At 57.0% G+C, this 2,265-nt stretch carries 3 protein-coding genes; 1 reads left to right on the top strand and 2 read right to left on the bottom strand.

The window, feature by feature from the left end:
* Positions 1-277, bottom strand: a 277-nt coding sequence (locus tag ACRC1E_RS12710; protein WP_438515461.1) for a helix-turn-helix domain-containing protein, incomplete at its 3' end; no start/stop codon positions are given.
* Positions 278-395: 118 nt separating this feature from the next.
* On the bottom strand, positions 396-1,043 hold the full coding sequence (locus ACRC1E_RS12705) for a Crp/Fnr family transcriptional regulator (protein WP_438515460.1): 648 nt from the start codon (positions 1,041-1,043) through the stop codon (positions 396-398).
* A 124-nt stretch (positions 1,044-1,167) separates the two neighbouring features.
* On the opposite strand from ACRC1E_RS12705, the gene ACRC1E_RS12700 reads away from it, so the two are divergent.
* The gene (locus tag ACRC1E_RS12700) at positions 1,168-2,100 is read left to right on the top strand and encodes a diguanylate cyclase domain-containing protein (protein ID WP_438515459.1); all 933 of its coding nucleotides are present in this window, start codon (positions 1,168-1,170) and stop codon (positions 2,098-2,100) included.
* Positions 2,101-2,265 lie beyond the last annotated feature (165 nt).

Genomic DNA, 2,265 nt, shown 5'->3' with positions numbered 1-2,265 from the left:
AGTTGCCATAGGCGCGGTCGAGGTCTTTGAGTTTTTGCTGCTGGGTATGGACTGGCGCGTCGGCCAGCCATGGCGTTTCCTTGCAGCCACGCCATGCGGTCAGTTCCTTACAGAGTGCGGCATAGCTCAGTTTCTTCTCGCCCTGATCGTGGCGAGCCTTCTGCAATGCCAAGCCTTGATTGAACACGAAGCGGCACGCCCCGGCGAAGCGGCGCATGTCGCGCTGCTGTTCGCCATTGGGCATGAGTTCGTATTTAAAGGCTTGGAGTCGTTGCATGTGACCACGATACCGATTTGCCGAAACACGGCGCAAGTGGATTTGCTAAATTAATGGACGCCTGCGGCGTCCGCGCTCTTGACCTCGGGCGGAACCCCGAGACTTGTCGCGTACTTGGTCAAAAACGCTCGGGCAGTGCCTTGGCAATCACGACCCCCCCTGCATCATCCAATGCAATATAACCACCGGTACGTAAAGCCTTGAGCATGCGATTCACCATTTCACGGCTCAGGCCTATGCGCTCGCCCAGTTCGCGCTGCGTCAACCGCAGGCCGGGCGCGGCCGGATGCTCGCGCGCATGGTTCTCCAGACTTTCCAGCACCCGTTTGAGCCGGCTATAGCCATCAGGCTCGGCCAGCATGGTGATGAAATCCAGCAGGTGATGCACAGAATGCGTCATCAGGCACGCGATGGCACGCCAGACTTGTGGCCGCGCATCCAGCGCCTCTATCAGTGCATCCAGCGGCAAGGTGAAGCCTTGGGTATCGCGTAGCGCCTGCACCGCGACACCGAACGGACGCGGCTCAAACAAGCCATGTAAACCGACAATATCGCCGGGCACAATATAGCCGTAATTGAATGGCCGCCCGGGACGCTTTCCCGGCAAGTAAGCCGTCATCAGTCCATGGCTGACAAACAAGACTTCACTTGCGACTTGCTGCATGGAGAAAACCTCACAACCTGCAGCAAATTCGACCTCGCGCCCCTGCGCAAGCAGATGCTTGCGCTCGTCCGCTGGCCACTGGGCAAAAAGAGGAAAGAGCAATGATTTATCCATATTTAGTATTCGACCTGCAGCCCCCATTATTTCTTCCTATTAGCATAATTCATGCCTATTCTGCAAAGATCCCTACACAGTCTAGACTACAAAATGACAGGAGGAATTGAGCATGATGGCAGATGAACGTGCATTTCAATCCCTGATCGATACGGTTCAGGGCGCACTGGTACTGATCACGCAGGCTGACGGTAAAATATTTGCGGCCAACCAGTTGGCCGCCATCTTACTGGGCTTGCCCCGCAGCGAATTGGTCGGGCAAGCCTTTTTCCAACATCTCGCCAACCCGGCCGATGAAGCCGGATTGATGGCTCGTTTATCCAGCCAAGGCATGCTGTACAACGAAGAATTGATGCTCAGTGCCAGTGGCGGGCGCCAGTTCAGCGCCCACCTGTCGATTAGGGAAGTCGACTTCATGCGCCCCATCCTGGTCATCAGCTTCGTTGACCGCAGCGAAAGCCAGATGATGGGTCGTTTACTGGAAAGCGAACGTCTGGTCTGCGACCGCGTGCTCAAGCTGGCCAAGGAACTCAAGCACGAACCACGCATCACAGATGCCGATGATTATCTAAGCGGCGTACTGGATATGCCGGCACTACTATCAGGCTTGTCACACGAAGTGGGTCGCGCCAGCCGCTATGGCCATCCGCTTTCCGCTTTACTAATTTCAATAGAAGGCATCCCAGCACGCGAACAAGAGCTGGATGCCGACACGGCAGGCTACATCCGCCGCATGACCGGCAGCCTGTGCATGCAAAGCGCACGCGATTGCGACCTGATTGCCCGGCGCACAGATGGCTGCCTGCTGCTGGTGTTGCCACATACCCAGATGCAGGGCGCAACCCGTGCCGCCCGCCGCCTGATTGCCGGCTTGAGCAAACAGCAATTCAAGATTGCCGGTGAAGACCGCCCGGCAGCCGCCTGCGTTGGCCTGACATCTTTACGCAAGGGAGAAAGCTCGCACAAACACTTGCTGGCACGCCTGGATCTGGCGCTGGCACGCTCGCGCGCCCAAGGCATCAATACGCTAGCGCGCCAGCCCTGACGCCTATCTGCCAGCCAAGGCAAACGGCAGGATAAATCGGCTACCTTATTGTACCAGTAGGTCGGAATCTCATTTTCGGGGAGCAGAAACGTGGTCTGTCGTATGGGAATATCCTTGTCGGTCTAGAAGCGGTGCAGGCAGATCACATCATGGGCAAAGCCCGGC

This window comes from Craterilacuibacter sp., assembly GCF_051659485.1.
Classification (GTDB): domain Bacteria; phylum Pseudomonadota; class Gammaproteobacteria; order Burkholderiales; family Chromobacteriaceae; genus Craterilacuibacter.
This window is presented reverse-complemented; position numbering and strand designations above follow the sequence as displayed.

What these genes read in the sequence shown, in the direction of transcription:
- ACRC1E_RS12700 (WP_438515459.1), top strand. Translation starts at nt 1,168, where the DNA reads ATGATGGCAGATGAACGTGCATTTCAATCCCTGATCGATACGGTTCAG.